Here is a 24582-nt window from a genome sequence, read left to right as displayed (position 1 = left end):
CTCGGACATTTGCCTGTTATACTATCTGCAAAAAGAAAAGGAAGTGATAATATGAAGCATATTTTAATTGTCGAAGATGATAATCTTTTGAATAAAACGCTTACTTATAATTTGGAATTGGACGGTTACACAATAACTTCTGTTCTGAATGCAAGGACAGCCGCTGAATCATTAAAAACAAACATTTTTGATTTGGTATTGCTGGATATAAATTTACCAGACGGAAATGGTTATGACCTATGCCGTCTTATCAAGCCAGAGCATCCTGATACAGTAGTTATATTTCTAACTGCCAACGATCAGGAAAGCAATCAGATACGGGGATATGAAGCTGGTGCAGTGGATTATATCACGAAACCTTTTTCGATTAGTGCTTTGCAGCGAAAAATCAAAGCCATGTTCGCTATGTTGGAGCATCACAAACCAGCTAAGGATATTTACGAGGATGGTAGCTTGTTTCTGGATTTTTCGGAACAATTTGCAAGTTTGAACGGGAAACCATTAGCACTTTCTGCGATGGAATATAAAATGTTGAACCTATTTCTTAAAAATCCGAAGCAGGTACTTACTCGCCAACAATTTTTAGAAAAACTGTGGGATGTTGATGAAAAATATGTAGATGAACATACCCTTACTACTTCTATCAGCCGTATTCGCAGTAAGATTGAAGCGGATGGCGACACATATATCAAAACGGTTTATGGTATGGGGTATCAATGGACAGGAGGCGAAAAGAAATGAATCTGAATAACCTTTCTGCTAAGAAAATTTGTAGACTGGTTAGTGCTGGCATGGTTTTCTCTATGCTGGTAATTACCGGTATTTTCGGCGGTATAATGCAGGATATACGAATTTTTATAGTGGGTGGAACATTGACACTCTGTGCGTTTTTCTGGATTTGGCTATTGGTGCTGATTTTTGGAAAACGCCTTTCTCATTTTACTTCTAATTTGTGCCGGACGCTGGACAACATGATTGATGGAAACGAGGAATTACAAAAGTCAAATGATAGTGAAACTCTTTTTGCCCGTATCAACCACCGCTTAATTCGGTTGTATGAGATTATGCAGAAAAACCGGCACAAGGTAGACATGGAACGACAGGAGCTTCAAATGCTGATTTCTGATATTTCACATCAAGTTAAAACGCCTGTCAGCAATTTGCAAATGGTAACGGACACACTTTTAACAAAGCCTGTTTCAGAAGAAGAACGGATGGACTTTTTACAAGGCATACGTAGTCAGACTGATAAACTGGATTTTCTGTTCCAAGCACTGGTTAAAACGTCCCGGTTGGAAACCGGAGCAATACGATTAGAAAAGAAAGACAGCAGCTTATTCCATACGCTTGCACAAGCCATGAGCAGTATTGTATATGCCGCAGAGAAAAAAGAAATTGCTGTATCCGTGGATTGCCCGGAAAATTTGATAATCTCCCATGACAGCAAGTGGACAAGCGAAGCCCTTTTCAATCTGCTGGACAATGCAGTAAAATACACTCCGTCAGGTGGAAAGATTTCTGTATCAGTGGTTCAGTGGGAAATGTACGTAGAGGTCAAAGTGACCGACACCGGCAAGGGCATTTCAGAAAGCAATCAGGCTGCCATCTTCCGGCGCTTCTATCGTGAGGAAGAAGTACACGATCAACAGGGTGTGGGAATAGGTTTGTATTTGGCTCGTGAGATTGTAACAAGGCAAGGGGGCTATATCAAGGTTGTTTCAGAGCTGAGGCAAGGCTCAGAATTTTCTATTATGCTTCCTGTAAGGTAAGATATAACCACTTTTTTTGAAATGTCCGAGCGTTGTAACATTTCACTCTGATTTTCGATAAAAATTTTTTCTATCTCGGACATTTGTGTAACATTTGTGGTTTACAATGGCTTTATCAACAGATAGAAAGCCTTGAAAGGAGCATTTGAATATGAGCATTTTACAAACAATCGACTTAAAGAAGTATTACGGCACAGAACCAAATATTACTCGTGCCCTTAATGGTGTAAATTTTACTGTGGAACAGGGAGAATTTGTTGCCGTAGTTGGAACTTCCGGCAGCGGTAAGTCTACATTGCTTCACATGATGGGAGGACTTGATACCCCCACTTCCGGCAGCGTGATTGTACGGGGAGAAGAACTCGCAAAAAAGAATGATGATGAATTGACAATTTTCCGCCGTCGTAACATCGGATTTATCTTCCAAAATTATAATCTGGTTCCGATTTTGAATGTATATGAAAATATCGTCCTGCCTGTGGAACTGGATGGCGATACAGTAGACCAGAAATTTATGGACGAAGTTGTGTATATGTTGGCTTTAGAAGATAAACTGGAAAATATGCCGAACAATCTTTCAGGCGGTCAACAGCAACGTGTAGCGATTGCACGAGCTTTAATTACGAAGCCTGCGATTATCCTTGCTGATGAACCGACCGGAAATCTTGATAGCAAGACCAGTGCAGATGTGTTAGGGCTTTTGAAGCATACCAGCGGAGAATTTAATCAGACCATTGTAATGATTACTCACAACAACGAGATCGCTCAACTCGCAGACCGCATTGTACGGATTGAAGATGGTAAAATTGTTGGCTAAAGGAGGTGGGAATTATGAATTATCCTTTTGAAAATGATACCAGTGCAGTAATTAAAAAATTAGCACGAAAAAGTGTGCGTTTTGATAAGAAGAAAAACTTATTTTGCCTTTCGGCAATTATTGTAGCCGTTGCTATGATAATGATGTCGTTGCTCACAGTGCAAAATATCATTTATCAAAATCAGAAAGAAATCGAAGGATACATCAAGGGATTTTCTTTGACATTACGCAGGACAGTAAAGAAAAGTTGTTAGCAAACGAAGAAGTAAAAAGTGTAGGACTTTCCTGTAATATCAAAACAGTGAAAGAAAATTCTAAAGAACTGTCTCTGATTTATTATGATGATGACATGCTTAGTTTGATTCCTGCCTTTGACGGAAAATATCCAGAGAAAGCAAGTGAAATTGCTGTTACAGATGCCTTTTTTGCCAGTGAAAATAAGTCTCCGGAAATCAACGCCATAGTTCAGTTGAATCTGGATGGTACTTTGAAGAATTATACTATTGTTGGTATTTATCATGATAAAACTTCTACCGCTTATCCTGTTTTTGTTTCACTTGAAAAATGCCGGGAATTACGTGGAAATAACCTGCTTAATGGATATGTTTGGCTTGAAAATGCAGATACCCTTACAAAAGACGAAGCAACAGAAATATTATCTCAAATTTCAGAGGAGACTGGACTGAATAATTGGACAGTCAGCAGTTACTATGATTATGTAAATACAACTTTGTCCTTCAGTAATTATGCGGTATATGGTGTAGTTGCTGCCATTTTGTTTTTAGCTGCCGCACTTGTAATTTACAGCATTTTCTATATTTCGGTTGGACAAAAAGTTGCTGAGTTCGGACAGCTTCGGACAATAGGGGCAAGTAAAAAGCAAATTTATAAAATAGTTCTTAAACAGGGTTATATGCTTGCAGTTCCGGGGATTTTAATTGGTAGTATCATGGGAACGATCATCAGCTATTGTCTGCAATCAAAAGGCTGGTCAGTATTTGCATTTATTGTTTCTCTATGTGGCGCATGCCTTTTTGGAATACTGCTTGTTTATATTAGTGTTCGTAAACCAGCAAAAATTGCAGCGAATACTTCTCCAATTTCCGCCCTGAAAAATCCAGTGGGAATTGTAAATTACCGCACTCACAAAAGACATCGTATTACGCCTGTATATTTAGCGAAAATCAGCTTTTCCAGAAACAGAAAAAAATCTCTATTGACCATTTTATCATTGGGACTGTGCGGAGTTATATTTTTCCTTGCAGCAAGTTATCAGAGTTCTTTTAATGCCGAGAGTATGGCTCGTTATTGGGATATGAAGTACGGAGATTTCAAAATCAGCATTGATTTAGAAAACGAAAGTGAAAATTTGGATGCTCTCTTGCAGAAAGAATATTTTTCTGATTATGTAAAGCGTGTTGGAGATATAGAGGGAGTTAGCAATATATTTACTTATGCTACCGTACCAGTTGATTTCTCAACAGACAATGATATTTCAGATAGCACCTTGATGCTCGGCTATAATGAAAAGGATTTGGCGTCGCTAAATGCAGCGGTTTTGTCTGGAAATATTACTGATGATACAGAATTAGTTGTAAGTGATCCCGAACGTATTTATGATGTTTACCATTGGAAACCTCAAATTGGGGATACTGTGACCTTTAATTTCAAAAATCATAGTGGTAAAACAATAACAAAAGCATTCAAAATTGGTGCAATCACTTCCAGCAATGATGGAATGGGTGGCTATATTTTCAGAATGCCGGAAAATATGCTCAAAGAACTTGCAGGTTATGACTGTACATACGCAATCGAAATACAAGCAGAAACTGAATATCAGGAGATAATCGAGCAAGAACTCAAATTACTCGTTTCTGACAATAGGGATGTTCGCTTACAAACCCTTCAAGATTTTATTGTAGAACACCAATCAGACAATCGTGCAGGTTTTACATTAGCTTATGCGATTGCAGCCATCTTGTGGATATTTGCGGTCATCAATCAAATCAATCTTACTGTGACAAATCTTTTATCACAGAAACAGGAAATGGGCACACTAAAATCTATTGGTATGACAAATAAGCAGTTGAAGCAAGCATTTATGATGGAAGGTCTTTTTACTACTTTGATTGCATTGCTTATAACTGCTGTTGTTGGAATCCCCGGCGGATATGCAATCGGTATATTTTTGAAAAATGCAGGCATGTCTACGGGATTTGTATTTCCGGTTGTTGCTTTTACTCTTTTTGCTGTTGCTATGTTTATGCTTGAAAGTTTGATGACAATATTGCTTATTCATTCATGGAAGAAGCAATCTGTTATTGCAATAATGCGAAATTGATGATAGAAAGCTTTTCATATCTCGGTCAGCTCCACAATTACATTACTCTGCTGATACAGCCAGTCCGTAAATTCTTTCGGGCTGGCTGTTCCTGTTTTTACAGCCTTTTTTCTCTGTAATACTTCTTTTCATACAGTAAATTTTCACTAGGCTGGTATGGAGTAATTTTACTGTCTATACAGTAAGTTGAAAATACTAATATGGTCTTTTTTCTAACCAAACTTTAAGATAACATCTAATTCCAACATATGCGCCCTGCGAAAGTACGAAAAGCAATAGAAGATTTACTGACAGTACTTTTTTGATTGATTCTCCAAAATAAATGACAATAGCAACACTTGTCAGTATCATTAGTAGAGTAATAACATCCCAACAGTTTTTCTTATATAATTCTATAACCTTTATTTCTATCAGTATCGCCAGCATCCCTGTTCCTGCCATACATATTCCTACAATCAATATTAGCAATAACCAATATACCATTCCGGCTATAAAAGCATTTGGAATTTTTGTACTAATCTGTGCCGCAGAATGCCCGGCATCAATCGTCCATCCGACAAAGGTTTGTATGAATGATGCTAAATCATTGAAGAATGATTTACAATCGACAAGGAACATATCTGACTGTACTGCCTGAAAAAGAGTGGTTGTCAACGAATACCATGCAAGAAGGAACAAGGTTGTTTGGAACATTACCGTTTTTGCTTTATACTGTCCTGCAAGTCGCTCTTTTTGTGTTTCGTATTTTGCTTTTGCATTCTGATAGGCTGTCCGGTTACAGGCTTCACATTTTTCATAGAGTACCGGCTTTTCTACCGGTATTTCTACGATTTTCTGATGTGTCCGGGCATAATCCCGTTCCTGTGTTAAATAGCATATTTTATCTTGACATTCCTCTATCATGACGTTTGCGCTTCGCAACTTCTCTTTCTCGATCCGCAATGCTCTGTCTGCCAGCTTCAAGTCGTTCTTTAATGCTTGAATATTCCCGGCTCTGTTCTCTTTGTTTAATTTCTCGTTCAAGGTCAGAGATTCGCTGAGCTGCGTCTTCAGTTCCACGATAAGCTGTTCTTTCTGTTCTAGTTCTTCTTGTATCTCCTCGGTCAAGAGCAGAAGTTCTTCCAACTGTTCGGCGTTCTTTGATTCTCTGGATTCGTTCATCTATATCACGTCCTTTCTCTATCTGCTGTTCCAGTTCAGCAATTCGGTGTTCTGTTTCAGTAATAAACTGTTTTCGCTGTTCAGCTTCTGTGCCAATTTCTGCCATTGCTGATTTTCGTTTTCCAAAAGCTCTATCTTCGTTTTCTGTTCTTCCATCTTGGAAAGCAGTTCCTCGGTATTTGGCAAAATGTTGAGCAGCTCGGTTAACTCGTTGTTTAATTTTTGTAATTTCTGATTCTGTTTTTGCATAAGAGAGAGTTGAGTGTCCCGGTTCTGCATTTCCAGAATCATTTCTGCCATTAGGTTCTGCTGTTCTTCGATTTGACCAATCATGGATTCCATTAAGGGTATAATTTCCCGGCTTTCTTCTAATGTCATTTAATCGCTCCTTCCATAATGATAATGCACCCGATACTTTCCCAAAGGTGTTTAGTATCTTTTGCAATAACGTGTTTTGTTGTTTTATGATTTGATTTTCCGCTACTTTCCACGAGCCTTTTATTTCCTGCCCGGCAAAAAACTTTTGTTCAATCTTTCTTGCGTCAGCTCCTTCATGGATGGTAGGAATCTGGAGTTTTCCCTGCTTTTCATAAGAACGATGATCAACTTGATTATGCAAAGGCAGATGTTCATTACATACCTTTGCCCATTCACTCCGCCACAGTTCACAATTTTTTGGATTGTTCCATCCAGTAGCATCGGTCAGCACCCGTTTCCATTGCAGGCGGTTTCTTGCTCCAATCTTCTGAATTCCGTTTTCGTCTAATACAGGGATACGGATTCCATGACGGTCAGGGTTTTTCTTATCCTGCCACCAGTTCGGATGGGATTCATCAATCACGATATTTCCGTTTTTATCTCTGACAAAATCCCAATCCTTGACTTCTTTCTTTCCCCAAGAATGATCCGGGTTAAAAGGACGCATAGTTAGAAGCAGATGGACATGGGGGTTGCCATCCCCTTTGTCGTGGATACTCCAATCAGCGCACATTCCTCTATCTACAAAAGTTTTTTGGATATAGTCGGTTGTATATTGAATTTGTTCCTGTCTGCTCCATTCTTTGGGGAGGGCAAATTCAAATGACCTGCCAAGTTGGGCATCTGCATTTTTTTCAATCTTCAATACCTCATTCCATAACCTCTGTTTTTGAAATGTGATTTTAAATTTTTTTATAGCAGCTTCTTTATCTTCTGACCTTTTGTATCGGACAGACTTTTGAAAGCGTTTTATATTTTCCTCTGGTACTATCTGCCATTCAGAAGGTGCGTTTTCGCACATCATCAGACTGGTGTAGACCACTTCTTTTTTAGAAGTGTAATAACTGATACTCCCGGTTTCTTCGTTTTTCATCACATCCCCATTGAGATATGCAGAAGCGGAGATAACAGATTTTCCTTTACTTCGTCCGACTATTTTGATTGTGTAATGAAAAATCGCCATGTCTGGATTCCTCCTTTCTGCACATCCGGCATAGATTTCCGGCAACATTGCTTTCAATTTTAGAAAAAGCAGCATTGCCGGAACGCCCTCTGCGTAAGAGTGCCCTGCGCATAGCAGTCTGCATGGAATGCGCCCCTCTGGCGAAGAGTGCCTCCTGCGGCATGAGCAGGTCTGGCTGAAAGCCCCGCCGACGGAACGAGCCCGGCAAGCGTGAGCGCAGACCGGTTGCCACTTGTGGCAAACTTATTGGGACGACCTCTGGTTGTCCATAAGTGCGCCCTTCATGAAAAAGCAATGAAGGGAATGAAAAACTCATCCCCTCCGCCATTACACTTCCTCCATATCGGTATTGGCTTCTTTCTGCATTGCCTTTGAGAAAAACTTCCCATTGGCTTCCTGCCTTTTCAGAAAACCAATCAGCTTTGGGATGTCTTCCTCCTCAATAGGTGCACCAAGAACGGATTCCACTGCACCGCCAATCTGACAGAGCCTATGGGTTCGTTTTTTACTTTCTTCGGCTTTCTTTCGTTTCAGAAGTTCTTTCTTCTGTGTTGCATATCTTTTCGCCTTTTCAAGGCTTTCCTGTTCCTTCTTTTCCATTTCAAGCATTCGTTCTTCATAACTTTTTGTTGATTTTGCCATGATTACATTCCCCTTTCTTTTGCAAACATAAGTTCTCGGTTGCGTATCAGAAGAAGCACATGGTATAATCTTCTTGCGTGTAGGTATATCATGGCTTCGGTCTGATAGAACCTTTGGCGGTTTCTTTGGAAGCCGCCTTTTTAATTTGCCGCAGTTCTTGTTACGGCTTTTACATTTCCTCTATCCCTCAAATCACGACCTTCATTCGCTTCCATAAACATTTCCAGAATATCGGTTTTAATCAGGACTTTGCGACCAACCTTTAATACTGGAAGTTTCTTCCATTCTACAAGCTGTCTTAAGGTATTTCTGCCGATTCCCGTATAATCAGCAGCTTCTTCGATGGATAATGCAATTTTTCTTTGCGTCATATAATCACCTCCTTATAAATTGCATTATGCAATTCTTGTGATGTAAGTATATCCTTTCCAAATCTTTTTGTCAAGCGTTACGAAATATTAAAAATAATTTTTATATTGCATATTGCAATTTCAGAAAAACAATGCTATAATTCATACATACCGAAAAAGGAGGCAGTCAGCATGAAAGATAAAGAACTACGCAAGCTGATAGGCAGCAGAATAAAACAGCGCCGTCTGGAATTGAATCTGACACAGCCTTATGTCGCAGAAAAGATGGGTGTTACCGCTTCTACAATCCTGCGTTATGAGAATGGTTCGATTGACAATACGAAAAAAATGGTGCTGGAAGGTCTTTCGGAAGCACTCCATGTATCCGTGGAATGGCTCAAAGGGGAAACAGATGAATATGAAACCGACATTACGGATAAGAGAGAATTACAGATTCGTGATGCGATGGGAGATATTCTGGAACAGTTACCGCTTGCCCTTACCAAAGAAGAAGATGCTTTTTCAAAAGATTTATTACTGCTGATGTTAAAACAATATGGTCTGTTTTTGGATTCCTTCCAGTTCGCCTGCAAAAACTTCAAGGGAAATGCTGGTCAGACGGATATTGCCAAAACAATAGGGTTTGAATCGAATGATGAATATAATGAGATTATGTTCTTAAGGGAAATCACTCCTACCATCAATGCTTTTAATGAGATGGCAGACATTGTAAGGCTCTATTCCAAGAAACAAAAAACAGCAGAACAAAGGCTTGCAAATCTTTTATCAGAAGTCTTATACGAAGATTCCGAATCGGTATAGTAAGACAACCGGAGTTATGATATACTTACACGCACGAAGCATTTCATCAGTTCCGATTGTCTAATATCGAAAGGAGACATACGATTATGGCAAAAGGATCTGTAAGAAAAAAAGGAAAGAAATGGTACTACCGCTTCTATGTAGAGGACGCAAGCGGCAATCTTGTTCAGAAAGAATGCGTTGGAACAGAAAGCAAAAGTGGAACTGAAAAGCTGCTCCGTCAGGCAATGGATGATTATGAGAAAAAGAAATTTGTTGCCAAAGCGGAAAATCTCACAGTCGGACAACTTCTGGATGTGTGGGCAGAGGAGGAATTAAAAACAGGTACGCTCAGCAATGGTACGGTGGAGAATTACCTCGGAACAATCCGAAATATTAAGAAACACCCATTGGCAGAACGGAAACTGAAAAATGTAACCTCTGAACATTTGCAATCCTTTTTTGATTTGCTTTCCTTCGGGGGAGTTCATCCCGACGGAAAAGAGAGAAAGGGTTACAGCAAAGATTACATCCATTCTTTTTCCGCAGTCATGCAGCAGTCCTTCCGCTTTGCAGTATTTCCAAAACAGTATATTACGTTTAATCCCATGCAGTATATTAAACTGCGGTATCAGACGGATGAAGTTGATTTGTTTTCAGACGAGGACATGGACGGAAATATCCAACCAATTTCACGAGAAGATTATGAAAGATTGCTTGCTTATCTGAAAAAAAAGAACCCAGCCGCAATACTTCCAATCCAGATAGCCTATTATGCCGGGCTTCGTATTGGAGAAGCCTGCGGTTTGGCGTGGCAGGACGTAAATCTGGAAGAACAATGCCTTACCATAAGACGTAGCATCCGATACGATGGCTCAAAGCGCAAATATATCATCGGACCAACCAAGCGGAAAAAAGTGAGGATTGTTGATTTTGGAGATACGCTGGTAGAGATTTTCCGTAATGCCCGGAAAGAGCAGTTAAAAAATCGAATGCAGTACGGAGAACTTTATCACACGAACTACTACAAAGCGGTCAAAGAGAAAAACAGAGTGTACTACGAATATTATTGCTTAGACAGAACAGAGGAAGTCCCGGCAGATTATAAAGAAATTTCTTTCGTCTGTTTAAGACCGGATGGTTGTCTGGAACTTCCAACTACTTTGGGGACTGTTTGCAGAAAGGTGGCAAAAACATTAGAGGGATTTGAAGGCTTTCATTTCCACCAGTTACGTCACACCTATACAAGCAACCTTTTAGCAAATGGAGCTGCCCCAAAAGATGTGCAGGAACTGTTAGGACACTCAGATGTAAGTACCACAATGAATGTCTATGCTCACTCCACAAGAGATGCTAAACGAAAATCAGTTAGGCTTCTTGATAAAGTGGTAGGCAATGATTAAAAAAATTCCCTTATTTCCCTTGTGATTATCTCATAAGGGTAAAATAAGGGAAACTACATATCATTTCACTAATGGACAGGCGGGAAAGCCTATAAAATGGGGAAAGTTAGAGAGATAATTATATAAATTCCAGTTTGCTGGTCTAAGAACATTTACAGTGGAATTAAAAATTGACTGTTGTGAGGATTGAAAAATGACTACTTTATATGTTACTGATTTAGACGGGACATTAATGAGAACTGACAAAACATTGTCAAGATACACGCTTGAAACCGTCAATAGATTGATAGATGAGGGGATGCTTATCACATATGCTACAGCAAGATTATTTCAAAGTGCATATGAAATCACGAAAGACATTCATTTTAATCTTCCTGTTATTACACGAAATGGTACAGTTTTCGTAGACCCTATCAAGAAAAACGAAATTGAAATTTTACAGTTTTCAGAACAAGATATGAATAATCTTAAAATATTATTAGGAGATAAGATAAGAAAATTTGGATTTGTAACATCATATATCGATGGGAAAATAGTAAAAAATTTCGGAAACAGAGAAATCAGTGATGGATTAGAAAATTATACGGAAGATCATAACGATAAGCGAATACGAATAATAAATGATGATCAGGATATTTTTGAGGGAAATGTTATATATTGTACTTTGATTGCGAAAAAGCAGGAACTTCAACCATTGTATGAAGAAATGAGAAAAGCAGGCAATTGGGAGTGTGTATTTTCAAAAGATACATATGAAGAAGATTATTGGTTAGAAATTTGTCCGTTAAATGCCACGAAGGCAAAAGTGATATTGAAGTTCAAAGAGAAAATGGGATGTGATCGCATTGTGGTATTTGGAGATTCGGTCAATGACATTTCAATGTTTGAAATTGCGGATGAAGCTTATGCAGTTGAAAATGCAATAGATGAGTTGAAAGAGAAAGCAACCTCGGTTATTGATGACAATGATGAAGATGGAGTTGCAAAGTTTTTATCGGAACGATGGGATGGTGACAAATTTGTTACAGATATCGATGGGTAAACAAGGAAAATGTAGAACGCATCAGCAGGCAGTCTTATAACGAGACTGTCTGATTTTACATTACAAAATACGATAAAAAATGTACATACAATTCTTTCGATATAAAGTATAATAGAGTTATATAATATGTGAGGTAATGAAATATGACAAATAACGAGATCCTTGATATCGCAATGCAGCAATCGGCATACGATACGAATGCGAAGGCTTCCGATTTTCTTATGGACACAAATGTGTTTGTAAAGTCTGAAATTGGACCATTGGCCAAAAGATACTATAAAGAACCTATTGCCTGCAATTTAATTTCGTATGGAAGTAATATAGTTGCGTCTGTAAAAGATGAATATAGAGAAATTGTTGAAAGGTATCTAAGTAAATATGAGTTTTATCATTGTTTTGAAACTCCCAATATGCATTGGTTAGATGAACGAATGAAAGAATATGGGTACCGTGTTTGTTTTATGGCAGAGTATTTTTTGCCGGATGTGAATGCCTTGAAAAGAAGAAAATGCAGCTATCCGCTTAAGGTGCTGGAACAAAAGGATTTTTCGGATTTGTATCTCCCAACCTGGGGGAACGCACTCTGCGAAGATAGAAAGCAATTGGATGTTCTTGGGGTGGGTGCTTATGATAACGGAAAACTGATCGGACTTTCTGCCTGTTCTGCAGATTGTGATGATATGTGGCAAATCGGAATTGATGTTTTGCCTGAGTATCGCAGGCAGGGGATTGCTTCTTCATTAACAAGTAATTTGGCGATAGAGATAATTGATAGAGGCAAGGTGCCATTTTACTGTTGCGCCTGGTCGAATCTTAAATCCGTTAAAAATGCATTACGGAGCGGCTTTGTTCCGGGATGGGTAGAGATGACAGTAAAAGATGCAGGCTTTGTTGAGAATATGAATAAATAATAAATTGACCGAGCTTTTTGAGCAAGGGATGCTTTTTGTTCGAAATATCATCGACAGGGATATGCTTTTGAGGCTCTAACCGTTTTGCATGAGCATCTTCATAAGATGGCTCCAAAATGGGAGTTTATCAGTTTTACAGAATGCGAGAATATAGCCAGTATTGGATTGCTTGAAAAATTAGGGTATAAGAATCTCGGCTATGTTCCAAGCATAGATTCTCAGGCATTCGGCAAGTGGACAACATCGGTTACAGAGAAAAAATTTGCTCGATAAAGTAAATAAATTCATATTTGTTGGTTTGGAGGTTTGAAAAATGATAACAGATACATTTGACAATTTATCGGAAGAAATAATTAAGGTTAATCGTAACGACAAAGCGGTTAAGGTAGATGCTTGCATTCTTACTTTTTCTCATGTAATTTTAAAATATGTTTTAGAAAACTTTGAGTGCAAAAAAATTGGAGATTTATTTTCATCTAATGGTGTGAATCCTGTTTATGAATTTGAGTATAAGAATAGGTATTTTGCTGTATATATGTCTTATGTTGGAGCACCAGCATGTGTGGCAGATATAGAAGATACTATGTCGATTATTAATACGGATAAATATGTTGTTTTTGGTGGTTCGGGATGTTTGAATAAAGAGATTGCACGTGGAAAGGTTATGGTGCCTACTGAGGCTTACCGTGATGAAGGAACTTCATATCATTATGCGCCTGCTTCAGATTATATTAAAATCCAAAATGCAGATGTAGTAGCGAATTTTATGGAAACAGTTGGTTTACCTTATGTGAAAGGAAAAACATGGACAACAGATGCAGTGCATAGAGAAACGAGAGCGAATTTCGAAAAACGTAAAGCCGATGGCTGCATTTCGGTCGAAATGGAATGTGCTGCAGTTCAAGCTGTATGTGATTATAGAAAACTGAATGCATATTTCTTTTTTACTTGTGGTGATTTGTTAGATGCGCCTAAATGGAATGAACGGATGGAGAAAAATCAGGTTAAACATACACAGCATGACACAGGACATTTTGATATTGCTCTTGAATTGGCTTGCTATATTGTAGAATAGAAATATTGGAAATTTAGATTTAGTGATTCAGGAGAAATGGAAACTCGGTTATAATATTTTGGAATAGTAAATAGTCAAATAGTAAAAGAGAGTATGCAATGAATTAAAAATTGAAATAGCAGTATCGTGAAAGTATATAGGAGAACATAATGAAGAAAGAAATAGAAGTTAAATTTAATGATTTGGAATGGCTGTATTCCCCCAATTGGGAATATTTTGATTATGGGAATTGTAAACGTCATTTGCAAGTTATCATGCCATATAGTAAAAAGGGACTTGAAAAGAAATACCCAGTTATTTTTTATATTACTGGTGCAGCATGGCACAAACAAGAAATGTATAACGATATTCCAAAACTCGTAGAGTTAGCGAAAAAGGGGGCTGCAATTGTATCAATTGAGGTTCGTGAGTCTGATATTGCAATTTTTCCAGCGCAGATAGAGGATATTAAAAATGCGATGGAGTGCGTTGCAGAAAAAATAACAAAATTTGATCTTCCGTTTGATATAAAAGAAGCTTATCTTATGGGACATTCTTCAGGGGGGCATTTAGCTATGATGGCAGTGCTACATAACGCCTGTGGAATGATTGAAATGCCGAATGTAAAAGGAGTAATTTTAGAGAGTGCATCCTCTGATATTTTGATTTGTGCCAATGAGCCATTACCACCTTGGATGTCTGTTCGCCCCTCAACAGTTCTTCTGGGGATTAATAGTATTGAGGAAAATGAAGAAATTGCATATAAAGCATCATGTACATCTTTAATTAGTGATGACATAATATTGCCACCTGTATTGATGTTTCATTGTATAAACGATCCTGTTGTTTCTGTTGAAAATAGCAGAATATTATATAAAAAATTGGAAGAGAAAAATCACAGCGTGGAGTATTATGAGATAAAGGATTGGGAAGAACATGGAGGAAATATATATTTTTCAGAAACAGTTCTAACTATTATTCAAGATTTTATAAAAAAAGACTAAGTAAATTGTAATAAGATTAAAAACTTTTTTGGGTTTTGAAATGGTGTAGTAAATTGAAATTTGGAGAACGAAATGGATATTTCATATAAATACGAAAATCAAAAATTTAATTACAGAGTATGTGCAATGATAATCTCCGGGAATAAAATTCTGGCGATGCACGATGAACAATCGCCGTACTTTTACCTTCCCGGCGGAAGAGTTACGATGGGGGAAACGGCTGAGCAGGCGGTGGTACGGGAAGTTCAGGAAGAACTTGGTGTGACACCGAAGATTACGCGTCCGGTCTGGCTCAATCAGGCGTTTTTTACAGAAGATGTGGATGGCATGTGTTATCATGAATTGTGTATTTACTTTTTGATGGATATTTCAGATACAAATTTACTGGAAAAGGGCAACACCTTTACTTTGACAGAAGGTAAGCATATACTTACATTCGAATGGCTGGAGTTTGATAGATTGAAAGAAGAGTATTTTTATCCGCTATTCCTGAAAAAAGAGATTTACAGTCTTCCGGATGAATTTACCATTCGTACTGAAATAGAGTGACAGATTTGAAGTTGTGGAGGAATACATATGATACTTTCATTTTCCAGAAACTTCTTCGAACATCATTTAAAATATTTATTGCCATTAAAAAGAAAATGGTTTTATGGAAGAGAAAATGTGGATGTTTTAAATGTCGACAATCTGAATGCTGATGAAGTTGGAAAGAAAGTAAAAGAATGGGTCGATTTCTGTATGGAACATTACTAAATAAATTGGAGTTGCAAAGTTTATGTCAGAACGATAGGATAAAGGTCAGGTGAATGAAAGTACGGATATGGTATGTTGATGGAACTGTAAATAGAGGGTAAATGTCTTGAGACAATTACAGGTAAGAAAGGAAGGCAATCGGTATGGAAATTAAGGAATGGAGATAATGATAATATGAAGATAGTAATTATACACGGTCAAAATCATAAAGGTTCCACTTATCACATTGCCCGCATGTTGGCAGAGAAAATAAAGGGGGACATAAAAGAATTCTTTCTTCCAAGAGATTTTGGAGAATTTTGTGTTGGATGTACAAAATGTTTTATGGAATCAGAAAAGAAATGTCCCCATTATGAAAAACTGAGACCATTGACTGATGCAATGGATGAAGCCGATGTTATTATCCTGGCAAGTCCGGTTTATGTATATCATGTAACAGGAGCCATGAAGACTTTTTTAGATCATTATGGTTACAGATGGATGGTGCATCGTCCCCAAGGATCTATGTTCAGGAAGCAGGGAGTATGCATATCTACAGCGGCTGGTGCAGGCATGAAGCCGACGAACAAGGATATGGTGGATAGTCTGTTCTTCTGGGGAGTAGCGAAAAGATATCAGTATGGTGTCCGTGTTGCCGCGGTGAACTGGAATGGTGTCAGTGAGAAGAAAAAATGTGCAATTGATAAAGCAACGTCAGGAATTGCAAAGAAAATTGTAAATAATTCAAAACACGTGAAGCCCGGAATAAAAACAAGAGCAATGTTTTGGGCTATGCATTTCGCACAGAGAAAAGGGTTTAATCCCTGTGATGCTGAATACTGGAAGTCTAAGAGCTGGACAGGGAAAAAGAGACCTTGGAAATAAACAATGATGCAACAAAGGGATTTTGTAGAGGACAATTATTATGATTAGAGAATTACAGAAATCAGATATAGATCAAGTTGCTGATATCTGGTTAGATACCAATTTAAAAGCACATTATTTTATTTCTGCTCAATATTGGAAAAATAATTTTGAATTAGTGAAAGAAATGTTGTCGCAGGCAGAAGTCTATGTATATGAAAATGGTAAAATGATACAAGGATTTATAGGTTTAAGCGGCGAATATATTGAAGGCATTTTTGTTTCTGTTGAAATGCAGTCACACGGCATAGGCAGACTTTTGCTTGATTATATAAAGAATAGAAAAACTAAATTATTCCTGAATGTATATCAGCAAAACACACGTGCTATTTCCTTTTATAAAAGAGAAGGATTTGAGATCAAGTCTTATAGCCTTGATAAAGCTACCGGAGAAAAAGATTATTTCATGACATGGCAGCAGAAATAAAAAGTCATTGTAGGAAAGATGTATGTACGATAAAATATGAAATGCCTGCAATTATAATAGTAAAATCTGATGGCAAAGAAGTGTGTTTAAGAGTCACAACATCATGTGAAGGTGTAATTGAAATTCCTGATGTGGATAGGTATGATTGCGATTCTTTGAATTTTGAGAAAATGAGTTTACCTGAAATATTAGAATATAGTTATATCGCTAAGGTCGCTTCTGTTTCATATAAAGGAAGGTGACTGCGGAGTACGGCTTGATCAGTGTAAAATCTGGTCTGCATTAACACAGATGAGATATGCCTGGATTGACGATTTTCTTATGAAGAAAACCGGTGTTACAAAACTACCGCCGCAATGGAACTGGATTCGTTATGCGGTAGGCGGAAAAATGTTTGCGGCAGTGTGCCTTGGCGAAAACAACAGACCCTATTACATAACTTTGAAATTAGAGCCGTCAGAGGGAAGCTTTTTGCGTCAGCAATATGAGGATATTATACCGGGGTATTACATGAACAAGCAGCATTGGAATTCCATCAATCCCAATGGTGAAGTCGAAGATGATTTACTAAAAGATTTGTTAGATAAATCATATCATCTTGTGCTTAGTGGCTTCAGTAAGAAGAAACAACGGGAGATTTTAGAAAGCGGGAATGCAATAAATGGCATTTGATTTTAAGAAATTGGAGACAAAAGAAATGCAAATCGAGTATAGAAAGCTAAGTGAAAAGGATTTGAACACATTCATTGAAATGAGAATAAATCAGCTGAGAGAAGAAGGTGCAAAAGAAGATATTGATTTAAAGCCGGCTTTACTGGATTATTATACACGTCATATGAAGGATGGTACATTTGTTTCATGGATTGCTGTAGATAATGGGAAAATTATAGGAACAAGCGGGATGTCTTTTGTAGAAAAACCGCCATATTTCGGATGCCCCAGCGGAAGGATTGGGCTTTTATCCAGTATGTTTACAAATCCAAATTACAGACGGAGAGGAATTGCAAAAGAACTTTTAAATAGAGTTGTCGACGAAGCCAGGGATTATGGGTGTGGTACGATTCAGATTACAGCTTCAGATATGGGCGTGAAATTATATACAGCATATGGATTTGTTCATAATGGTAATTTCATGCAATACAAACTCTAAATAGTTTCGATTTTCTTTACCATTGAATTCATTGCAGGAGATAAGAAACAAAAAAACATCTGGCTTGAGGAGGTCTTTGTTTGAAAATAGACATTATCGGTTCGGTTGCAAGCGGAAAAACAACCCTTGCCAAACGAATATCAAAACAATATAATATTCCGTATTATGAAAAAGACAATATTGTCTGGAAAAGGACTTCGAGTGGAGATGTGAAAAGAAGCCCGGAGGAACGAGATCGATATTTTCATGATATCATAGCAGAAAATAACTGGATTGTAGAAGGCTCTCCGAGAAAAATCCTGAAGGAGAGCTTTAAGTGCTGTGATTATATTATTGTGCTGGATGAATATACGGCGACAAGATTGATCAGGGCATTTAAGCGATGGATGAATCAAAGAAATGGAAGAGAGTCTTATAATTCAAAACCAACATGGAATTTTTTATGGTGGAACATAAAATGGGTAATAGAATTTAATCGAATAAAAAACGACTTATGGCAGGAACTGAGTCAATATGGTGCAAGGGTTAAAATATTTAAACATTCAGAAGAAGCCTATGAATTTATTACAAATAATTATTCGCAGTTTTAATATGAGAATAGTGGAAAGCGTGTATGAAAGGGGTGATTAGTGTATGGCAACAGAAATTATGCTATTTGAAACGAAAGACAATGAAATCAAATTGACAGTACCTGTTGAAAATGATACTGTATGGCTCACACAAGCTCAGATGACGGAGCTTTTTCAGGTAGACAGAACGGTTATTACGAGACATGTGAATAATGTTTTCAAGGAGAAGGAATTAGTTAGAGAAAGCAATGTGCAAAAAATGCACATTGCAAATTCTGACCGTCCAGTTCAATTCTACAGCCTAGAGGTAATTATATCTGTGGGTTATCGAGTAATATGAAGATTGTTGTAATATGGTAAATCGAATGGAAGATTCTTTTCATTCAGATGCTTTTGGCATTGAAAAAGAAGTAGGAAAAGTAGAAGGTATTCTTGTGTCAATTTATCAAAGTGCGTTTGGTGAAGATGTGTATCCTTCATTAGAGGAAAAAGCAGCTAATCTTCTGTATTTTATGATAAAAGATCATCCATATGCGGACGGCTGTAAGAGGATAGCGGCATCATTGTTTTTAGAGTTTTTGGCTCGTAATGATGCCCTGTATAATGAGGGGCAGAAAAGAATAAGTGATGGTGCATTAGTGGCAATAACATTGATGATTGCAGAGTCAGATCCAAAAGAAAAAGACATTATGGTTAATTTAGTGATGAATTTATTGATCATCTAGAGCAATTTCGAAACAGACATTAGGCAAGAGAGGAACACATCATGACAATGCTTGGTTTGTATTTTATAAAAAAATAAAAGGGAGAATAAAAATGCATGAAACGTTTACGGTAAGAAAAGCTACAGAAAAGGACATCGCCTTGCTTCAAACTATGATAAAAGGGTTGGCTGCCTATGAGAAGAGACCGCAGGATATGACGGGGTCCCAGGAGAAATTGCATTATTGGATCTTCCAGAAGAAAATAGCAACTGCTTTGATTGCGGAATATGATAACGAGGCAATCGGATATGCTGTTTATTATCCGGTGTTTTGTTCGTTTGCGGCAGAGGGCGGGGTTCATATGGAGGATATGTTTTTAATTGAAAAGTATCGCCATTGCGGACTAGGAACAATATTTTTTGCAAAGCTGAAGGAATTTGTGAAGCAGGACGGTTTCTCACAGATAGAATGGAGCTGCCTTGACTGGAATACACCATCCATTCGTTTTTATAATAAAATTGGAGCAGGGCAGGAGCAGGGAAGAAAATATTTTTCTTATCGTTGCCAATAAATTTTCTCCATCAAAACAAAGAGAAAAAAGGAGATAGAATGAATGAAACGAATCAGAATCTGTAATTTTGGAAGGATCATGCTGAAGCTTTTTTGTGTGACTACGATATTAGTATCTGTTTATTTGCTGTTTGGATTTTTCGGTTATTATCAGAAGTGGTTTGACGGACCGGCAGGGATCACACAGCAGACAATGTACTGGCTGATCCGTCTAGGTATTGGTATTCTTGTTGAGGCTCTTATTTTTTGGATCGGTATCATTACGGTTTATCTTACATCGGAACAGCTCGGCATCCGCTGGAGAGTTCTTGGAATCGTGTGTGGGTGGATCCCAATCCTTCATCTGATCATGCTTCATATTATTATCAAAACCGTTGATCAGGAGATCAAAATGGAACGGATGCGTGACCGGAGAAATCAGGAGCGTAAGGAGCAGCAGATCTGTCAGACAAAATATCCGATACTGATGGTACACGGTGTGTTTTTCCGGGATTTTGAGCATTTAAATTATTGGGGAAGGATCCCGGCAGAGCTTGAGCGAAACGGTGCTACGGTCTACTATGGCAATCATAACAGTGCATCTGCGGTGAGAGACAGTGCAAGGGAACTTGCCGTGAGAGTGCATCAGATCATTGAGGAAACCGGCTGCGAAAAGTTAAATATCATTGCGCATTCCAAGGGGGGGCTGGACTCCAGAGCAATGATCGCACTGACGGACGCGGCACCTTGCATCGCATCGGTGACAACGATCAACACGCCGCACAGAGGCTGTCAGTTCGCCGATTATCTGCTTCATAAAATTCCCGAAAAACAGCAGCATATGGTTGAATCAGCATATAATACCGGTGCCGCTAAGCTTGGAGATGTGAATCCGGATTTTCTTGCAGCCGTATATGATCTTACCTTTGAAAACTGCAAGGCATTTAACGATGAGATCAAAGATGATCCGGCAATTTATTATCAGTCGGTCGGATCAAAGCTCAACCGGCCAATGTCCGGAAGATTTCCGCTTAATTTTACCTATCCGCTGGTGAAATATTTTGACGGTGCAAACGATGGGCTTGTGGGAGAGGAATCCTTTCCGTGGGGCGAGAACTATCAGTTTCTGACGATCAAAGGAAAACGAGGAATTTCCCATGGCAACGTGATTGATCTGAATCGCGAGAATATTCCCGGTTTTGATGTACGCGAGTTCTATGTGCAGCTTGTTGCCAATCTGAAGGCGCGGGGATTTTAAGCTTCAAAGACAATTGCATATTATCATCTTCCCAGTCTGTTTGACTTTTATGAATGAAAAAAGAATTAAGAAAATGGAGACCACAATGAATCAATCATACCAAATCACCGTAAATGACAGTGCGTTATCTACAAAACGCTGGGGCTTACATGCAGCATTTCTTTTTATGGGGTGTTATGCAGTGGAATTTCTGGCATACTGTCTGATCGACCACATCTTTGGAATCTACAATTATTATGTGGAAGAATATATGCCGGAAGGCGCGTTTGTTATCGCATTGTTGATCGTATGTGTGTATTATGCATTTCGCGAAAAACGCACAAAGGGCGTGATGCAGTTAAAGCTTCAGTTCGATAATGATGCGATCAGTCTCAATGTCAATCGCAGGCAACATGTGGTGCGATATCACGATATCACAGAGGTGCGCAAGATCATGGTGATCGACCGGACGCATACCGAAAAGGGATGCTACCGTATGACCATCAAATGCCGGGGCAAAGGTAGTCTGGAATTTGAAACGACACAGCAGGAATACGAGGCACATCTGGATTTTGAGGAAACCGGTCTTGCTGCTTTTTATAATGCCTGCAAAGAAGCCGGTTTAAAATGCTGTTAGCCATTTTCTGATATCAAGTTGACTTTCAGTGCTGTTTTGCTCTATATTATTGAGAGAACGATTTTCGTGATCCACCTGCTGGATCAATATAAATTTAAAGAATAGAAGAGGAACGCTTATGAATATTGAAGAAATGTTAGACATCAATGATTGTCCGTTATGCGATGGCGGTGCACTGTTGGAAGAGGAATGCGGCTGTGGTTATTATGTGATGTGTCTGGAATGCGGATGCCACTCTGTAACCATTGATTTTCATTCGGAAGAAGAGAGGCTTGACGCCGCGAAAAGGACGGTAATGCTCTGGAATACCGGAAAAGTTATTTCAAGCAGTCCTGGAGAATGATCCTATAATGATCACGATGTCTGCTCCATTCGTTTCAGCTCCGGCAAAACAATGCAAAGCATGGTGATAAAACACATGCCTCCGCCAATGATATTGGACACCGGCTCTGCCAGAAAGACGCCGGAAGTTCCCATATGAAAGTCAAACGGCATCAGATATGTTAACGGTACTACAATAATTACTTTACGAAGCAGGGAGAAAAATATCGCCTGCTTCTTTTTGTTCAGGGATTTGAAAACGGTCTGTCCCATATACTGCAGATCCATAAAAATAAATGCGGCAAAATACTGCTTGAGTGCAGGGATGGAGTCCTGAACAAGAGCGTGGTCTGAGCTAAACACCCGGATCATCGTACCCGGAGCAAGAATGATAAGCCCCCACATAACTGCCGTATAGCCAAGGATCATCGTACCCATGACAATACCGGACTTGCGGACACGGGACGGGCGTTTTGCTCCGTAATTGTAGCTTAAGATCGGCGAAGCCCCCTCATTGATCGCATAGATTGGTGTTTCCACAAGCTGACGAACACTTGATACGATTGTCATAACCGAGATGTATATATCACCACCCGTAATAGACAAAACATGATTGCAGCAGATGGAAACAAGACTGTTGGTAAGCTGCATGATAAATCCTGCCGTGCCAAGGCTGATAATATTTTTGGCATAACCAAGACAACCGCGAAGCTCCTCTTTTCGCAGAAGGCGTACCTTAAATTCAGCCTCCGTGTCAGAAAATGACCGACAAATGTGGCGGATAAAAACTGTGAGATCACCGTTGCGATTGCGGCCCCCTCCACACCCAAGCCAAACACAAAAATAAACAACGGATCAAGCACTAAATTGGCGACAGCACCGATTGCCACGGATGACATACCGATCAACGCATATCCCTGCGCATTGATAAACGGATTCATTCCGACAGCGATCATGGAGGGAAGGGTGCCGATCAGATAGATCATCATGTATGGATAAGCGTAGGGCAGTGCATCTGCGGAGGCACCAAACAGCACCAGCAGAGGACGTGCCAGAAACAGTCCGAAGCACATCAGAATAACCGCACCGAGGCAAAGCATTGTAAATGATGTGTTCATGATCCGGACGGCTTTGGACTCCTCCTTCTGACCACGGTATATTGAGAAAAGGGGGGCACCTCCGCCGCCAAACAGATTGGCAAAAGCAGTAATGATCGTGATCAAAGGGAAACAAAGTCCCACAGCGCCAAGTGCTTTGGTTCCTGTTTCCGGTATTCTTGCAATATAGATTCGATCCACAATGTTATACAATAAATTAAGAATCTGCGCCACCAGCATTGGCAGAGCTGCGCCAAGTATATTTCCGGTAACGGTTCCTTTTTCAAAATCAATTCGTTTCATGATAAATCACCCTTATATCAATTTATTCTGTATTATCAAGTATAGCAATTGTTTCTTTATATGTAAAATATCCGCCGACATATACCAACGAGAATAAATTTTGCTATTGCAATTTCGAAAAGATCATGTTATAATCCACAAGTTAATAAAATATGGTCGAAATTGGAAACGCACAATCCTCCGGGATGATAACGAACAACACATCGAAAGGTTATCATCAAGGAGGATTTTTTATGCCAAAAAACAAGTTTCAGGATGTTGTGTTCACTGCAATCATGGCCACTGTTATGGTGTACGGAATGGTTGTCTACAATGTAGCTCATAATATGGGCAAGGTTACAGGAGCGACATTTCTTGCCGCAGTTCATGAGCTGCCGGTCATGGTGCCTGTCGCATTTATCTTAGAATTTTTCGTTGTTGGACGAGTTGCAAGAGGGCTGGCATTTACCGTTATGAAACCGGATGACCGACCACAGTTTATCACATATGCAATTTCTATCTGCATCTGCTGTATCATGTGTCCGATCATGAGTCTTGTCGCGACAATCCTGTTTAAGGAGACGAAGACCTTCGGAACATGGATTCAGACATGGGCAATGAATTTCCCGATGGCAATCTGTTATCAGATGTTTTATTGCGGACCATTTGTTCGTCTGATCTTCCGGACGATCTTTCGGAATGAGACAGAAGAAGAGAAGAAAACAAAAATCATAGAAGAACCGGACGCGGCGTGTTAAAACGATGGCGGATAAACAAAATTGTTTATCCGTCATTTTATGTTGTATAGATAATGTTCATATCCACAGATGAAAAAATGCGTCAAACGTGTTACAATAACAAAGAATAAACACGTATGGTCTACACTATGGGAGAAAGGCAGGTTTTTATGTCGTTATTTTGGAATTTGTTGCTTACGGTCGGCGTAGTCTATGAGATGGTTGCACATCTGAAGGTATGGATCAAGGGGATTATACCGGGACTTAGAGCCATGAATAAAGCCAGGAAAGACCCGGACACAATCATCGCAAAGACGCTTTTATATAATTTGAAGCAGTACATTTTTCGCGTAGTTTTTCTGATGTTTTATAATGGACTCGTAAATTAAGGCACTGAAAGCGACATTTCTTAATGAATCTGATATACTATAATCACCAAAAGAAAGAAGGTACTTATTATGTCCAGATCAAGAAGAA

Annotated in this window: 32 protein-coding genes and 2 pseudogenes; 28 read left to right on the top strand and 6 right to left on the bottom strand. The window is 38.8% G+C overall.

All coding sequences use genetic code 11. The features are described 5' to 3' along the window. Positions 1-51: 51 nt before the first annotated feature. The 5 genes from DXA20_RS05740 to DXA20_RS05725 all read left to right on the top strand — a co-directional run bounded on the left by DXA20_RS05740 (position 52) and on the right by DXA20_RS05725 (position 4927). A complete protein-coding gene (locus DXA20_RS05740) occupies positions 52-741 on the top strand; it encodes a response regulator transcription factor (protein ID WP_009265522.1) in 690 nt (229 codons plus the stop codon). Next, the gene (locus tag DXA20_RS05735; RefSeq protein ID WP_006859034.1) at positions 738-1769 is read left to right on the top strand and encodes a sensor histidine kinase; all 1032 of its coding nucleotides are present in this window, start codon (positions 738-740) and stop codon (positions 1767-1769) included. The genes DXA20_RS05740 and DXA20_RS05735 overlap by 4 nt, the downstream gene beginning before the upstream one ends. 151 nt (positions 1770-1920) lie before the next feature. Continuing rightward, the gene (locus DXA20_RS05730; protein ID WP_006859033.1) at positions 1921-2586 is read left to right on the top strand and encodes an ABC transporter ATP-binding protein; all 666 of its coding nucleotides are present in this window, start codon (positions 1921-1923) and stop codon (positions 2584-2586) included. A 14-nt stretch (positions 2587-2600) separates the two neighbouring features. Beyond that, positions 2601-2840: a hypothetical protein gene (locus DXA20_RS16720; protein ID WP_243100554.1), complete on the top strand. Its 240-nt coding sequence runs from the start codon at positions 2601-2603 to the stop codon at positions 2838-2840. Further along, positions 2834-4927, top strand: a complete 2094-nt coding sequence (locus DXA20_RS05725) for an ABC transporter permease (RefSeq protein WP_243100553.1) — start codon at positions 2834-2836, stop codon at positions 4925-4927. Before DXA20_RS16720 ends, DXA20_RS05725 begins: the two co-directional genes overlap by 7 nt. Positions 4928-5122: 195 nt before the next feature. Here the strand turns inward: DXA20_RS05725 and DXA20_RS05720 are convergent, their stop codons facing one another. The 5 genes from DXA20_RS05720 to DXA20_RS05700 form a co-directional block, all read right to left on the bottom strand. Beyond that, complete coding sequence (locus tag DXA20_RS05720) at positions 5123-5830, bottom strand: DUF6040 family protein (RefSeq protein WP_008394183.1); 708 nt, start codon at positions 5828-5830, stop codon at positions 5123-5125. Further along, entirely contained in the window at positions 5808-7529 is a 1722-nt protein-coding gene (locus DXA20_RS05715; protein ID WP_107029154.1) for a MobA/MobL family protein, read from the bottom strand. Before DXA20_RS05715 ends, DXA20_RS05720 begins: the two co-directional genes overlap by 23 nt. Beyond that, positions 7486-7857 (bottom strand): hypothetical protein, encoded by a 372-nt coding sequence (locus DXA20_RS05710; RefSeq protein WP_044998624.1) that lies wholly within the window; start codon positions 7855-7857, stop codon positions 7486-7488. Before DXA20_RS05710 ends, DXA20_RS05715 begins: the two co-directional genes overlap by 44 nt. Further along, complete coding sequence (locus DXA20_RS05705) at positions 7857-8171, bottom strand: relaxasome subunit MobC (RefSeq protein WP_072522126.1); 315 nt, start codon at positions 8169-8171, stop codon at positions 7857-7859. The genes DXA20_RS05710 and DXA20_RS05705 overlap by 1 nt, the downstream gene beginning before the upstream one ends. Before the next feature lie 140 nt (positions 8172-8311). Then, on the bottom strand, positions 8312-8542 hold the full coding sequence (locus DXA20_RS05700; protein ID WP_004843519.1) for a helix-turn-helix domain-containing protein: 231 nt from the start codon (positions 8540-8542) through the stop codon (positions 8312-8314). Between the two features lie 171 nt (positions 8543-8713). On the opposite strand from DXA20_RS05700, the gene DXA20_RS05695 reads away from it, so the two are divergent. From DXA20_RS05695 to DXA20_RS05600, 21 genes and pseudogenes are all read left to right on the top strand, one after another. Beyond that, on the top strand, positions 8714-9343 hold the full coding sequence (locus tag DXA20_RS05695; protein ID WP_008369918.1) for a helix-turn-helix domain-containing protein: 630 nt from the start codon (positions 8714-8716) through the stop codon (positions 9341-9343). Positions 9344-9429: 86 nt separating this feature from the next. Beyond that, on the top strand, positions 9430-10725 hold the full coding sequence (locus DXA20_RS05690; RefSeq protein ID WP_117593971.1) for a tyrosine-type recombinase/integrase: 1296 nt from the start codon (positions 9430-9432) through the stop codon (positions 10723-10725). 193 nt (positions 10726-10918) lie between these two features. Beyond that, a complete protein-coding gene (locus DXA20_RS05685; protein WP_118559628.1) occupies positions 10919-11767 on the top strand; it encodes an HAD-IIB family hydrolase in 849 nt (282 codons plus the stop codon). Between the two features lie 143 nt (positions 11768-11910). Further along, positions 11911-12678, top strand: a complete 768-nt coding sequence (locus DXA20_RS05680) for a GNAT family N-acetyltransferase (protein ID WP_118559627.1) — start codon at positions 11911-11913, stop codon at positions 12676-12678. A gap of 48 nt (positions 12679-12726) precedes the next feature. Further along, positions 12727-12951: pseudogene (locus DXA20_RS18615) on the top strand (GNAT family N-acetyltransferase); the annotation flags it as partial. 40 nt (positions 12952-12991) lie between these two features. Next, positions 12992-13753, top strand: a complete 762-nt coding sequence (locus DXA20_RS05670; protein ID WP_118559625.1) for a nucleoside phosphorylase — start codon at positions 12992-12994, stop codon at positions 13751-13753. Positions 13754-13902: 149 nt separating this feature from the next. Then, the gene (locus DXA20_RS05665) at positions 13903-14736 is read left to right on the top strand and encodes an alpha/beta hydrolase fold domain-containing protein (RefSeq protein ID WP_118559624.1); all 834 of its coding nucleotides are present in this window, start codon (positions 13903-13905) and stop codon (positions 14734-14736) included. A gap of 72 nt (positions 14737-14808) precedes the next feature. Then, positions 14809-15285 (top strand): NUDIX hydrolase, encoded by a 477-nt coding sequence (locus tag DXA20_RS05660; protein ID WP_022306792.1) that lies wholly within the window; start codon positions 14809-14811, stop codon positions 15283-15285. Positions 15286-15312: 27 nt separating this feature from the next. Continuing rightward, positions 15313-15492 carry a hypothetical protein gene (locus tag DXA20_RS05655; protein WP_118559623.1) on the top strand — a complete coding sequence of 60 codons (180 nt, stop codon included), beginning with the start codon at positions 15313-15315 and terminating at the stop codon, positions 15490-15492. 174 nt (positions 15493-15666) lie between these two features. After that, a complete protein-coding gene (locus DXA20_RS05650; RefSeq protein WP_118559622.1) occupies positions 15667-16356 on the top strand; it encodes a flavodoxin family protein in 690 nt (229 codons plus the stop codon). Between the two features lie 40 nt (positions 16357-16396). Next, on the top strand, positions 16397-16822 hold the full coding sequence (locus DXA20_RS05645; RefSeq protein WP_118559621.1) for an N-acetyltransferase: 426 nt from the start codon (positions 16397-16399) through the stop codon (positions 16820-16822). Beyond that, positions 16807-17064: a hypothetical protein gene (locus DXA20_RS05640; RefSeq protein ID WP_118559620.1), complete on the top strand. Its 258-nt coding sequence runs from the start codon at positions 16807-16809 to the stop codon at positions 17062-17064. Before DXA20_RS05645 ends, DXA20_RS05640 begins: the two co-directional genes overlap by 16 nt. Before the next feature lie 79 nt (positions 17065-17143). Continuing rightward, positions 17144-17494 carry an MmcQ/YjbR family DNA-binding protein gene (locus tag DXA20_RS05635; protein WP_330420657.1) on the top strand — a complete coding sequence of 117 codons (351 nt, stop codon included), beginning with the start codon at positions 17144-17146 and terminating at the stop codon, positions 17492-17494. A gap of 25 nt (positions 17495-17519) precedes the next feature. Next, positions 17520-17972, top strand: coding sequence for a GNAT family N-acetyltransferase (locus DXA20_RS05630; RefSeq protein WP_118559688.1), 453 nt, complete (start codon positions 17520-17522; stop codon positions 17970-17972). A gap of 80 nt (positions 17973-18052) precedes the next feature. Then, the gene (locus tag DXA20_RS05625) at positions 18053-18562 is read left to right on the top strand and encodes a DNA topology modulation protein FlaR (protein WP_118559618.1); all 510 of its coding nucleotides are present in this window, start codon (positions 18053-18055) and stop codon (positions 18560-18562) included. 43 nt (positions 18563-18605) lie between these two features. Then, complete coding sequence (locus DXA20_RS16715) at positions 18606-18881, top strand: hypothetical protein (RefSeq protein WP_243100552.1); 276 nt, start codon at positions 18606-18608, stop codon at positions 18879-18881. Positions 18882-18894: 13 nt separating this feature from the next. Next, positions 18895-19266: a type II toxin-antitoxin system death-on-curing family toxin gene (locus tag DXA20_RS16710; RefSeq protein WP_243100550.1), complete on the top strand. Its 372-nt coding sequence runs from the start codon at positions 18895-18897 to the stop codon at positions 19264-19266. Between the two features lie 91 nt (positions 19267-19357). Beyond that, a complete protein-coding gene (locus DXA20_RS05615) occupies positions 19358-19816 on the top strand; it encodes a GNAT family N-acetyltransferase (protein WP_118559617.1) in 459 nt (152 codons plus the stop codon). A gap of 42 nt (positions 19817-19858) precedes the next feature. Further along, positions 19859-21052, top strand: coding sequence for an esterase/lipase family protein (locus DXA20_RS05610; protein WP_118559616.1), 1194 nt, complete (start codon positions 19859-19861; stop codon positions 21050-21052). 85 nt (positions 21053-21137) lie between these two features. Beyond that, positions 21138-21668, top strand: a complete 531-nt coding sequence (locus tag DXA20_RS05605; protein WP_147403707.1) for a hypothetical protein — start codon at positions 21138-21140, stop codon at positions 21666-21668. 118 nt (positions 21669-21786) lie between these two features. Further along, positions 21787-22011 (top strand): Lar family restriction alleviation protein, encoded by a 225-nt coding sequence (locus DXA20_RS05600; RefSeq protein WP_022306804.1) that lies wholly within the window; start codon positions 21787-21789, stop codon positions 22009-22011. A gap of 11 nt (positions 22012-22022) precedes the next feature. On the opposite strand, the pseudogene DXA20_RS18610 reads toward DXA20_RS05600, so the two are convergent. Then, positions 22023-23389: pseudogene (locus tag DXA20_RS18610) on the bottom strand (MATE family efflux transporter). Positions 23390-23622: 233 nt separating this feature from the next. On the opposite strand from DXA20_RS18610, the gene DXA20_RS05590 reads away from it, so the two are divergent. Together DXA20_RS05590 and DXA20_RS05585 are read left to right on the top strand one after the other, a co-directional pair. Continuing rightward, positions 23623-24126 (top strand): DUF2798 domain-containing protein, encoded by a 504-nt coding sequence (locus tag DXA20_RS05590; protein WP_118559614.1) that lies wholly within the window; start codon positions 23623-23625, stop codon positions 24124-24126. Between the two features lie 149 nt (positions 24127-24275). Further along, positions 24276-24494, top strand: a complete 219-nt coding sequence (locus tag DXA20_RS05585; RefSeq protein WP_118559613.1) for a hypothetical protein — start codon at positions 24276-24278, stop codon at positions 24492-24494. Positions 24495-24582: the final 88 nt, after the last annotated feature.

Source organism: Roseburia sp. AM59-24XD (assembly GCF_003478445.1).
Lineage (GTDB): Bacteria > Bacillota > Clostridia > Lachnospirales > Lachnospiraceae > Jutongia.
Note: the sequence above shows the minus strand (reverse complement) of the source record. Positions and strands in the feature narration are given on the sequence as shown.